General features: G+C 59.9%; 1 protein-coding gene. It reads right to left on the bottom strand.

The window, feature by feature from the left end; all coding sequences use genetic code 11:
- A partial coding sequence (locus AC6I6H_RS22500) for a hemoblobin-interacting domain-containing protein (protein ID WP_497956851.1) occupies nt 1–553 on the bottom strand: 553 nt, incomplete at both ends.

Genomic DNA, 553 nt, shown 5'->3' on the forward strand with positions numbered 1-553 from the left:
TAGCCGCCGCGTGAAACCGCAATGCGGTAGGTTTGTTTTGCCACGCCGTCTTCTGCGGTTACCGTCACGGTAATTACGTTGGCGCCCGTTGTGAGCGTGATCGGAGCGCTGGCCGTGCCGCTTGCCACGGTCGTGCCGTTAACGCTGATCGTTTGATGATGGTCCGCACCGGTCGGCGTAACGGTAACGGATTCCGTTTCAAACGGGACGGCTGCCGTGTACTCCGTTTTGGCCGGATCGAACGCAAGCGCAACGCCCGAAACGGTCAGGCCGGAAAGCGAAGCATTGGTGCTCGGTGCCCAGTCGACGTTCTGGTTGACAACCGCGTCGCTGTAGCCCTCGGCTTTGACGGTAATCGTATGCGAGCCTTGCGGCAGGAAGCCTGCGCGGATGGTGATTTTGCCGGATTCGATTGTGTAATCGGCCGGCTGCAGCGGGCTGCCGTTCGCCAAGACTCCGGTAATGGCTGTGCGCCACGCTTCGTCATCTGCGAACGTCAATTCAATTGGCGTAGCCGTATTATTGGCGGTGGTGTCGGCATTCAATACGGGCG

Source organism: Gorillibacterium sp. sgz306347 (assembly GCF_059735245.1).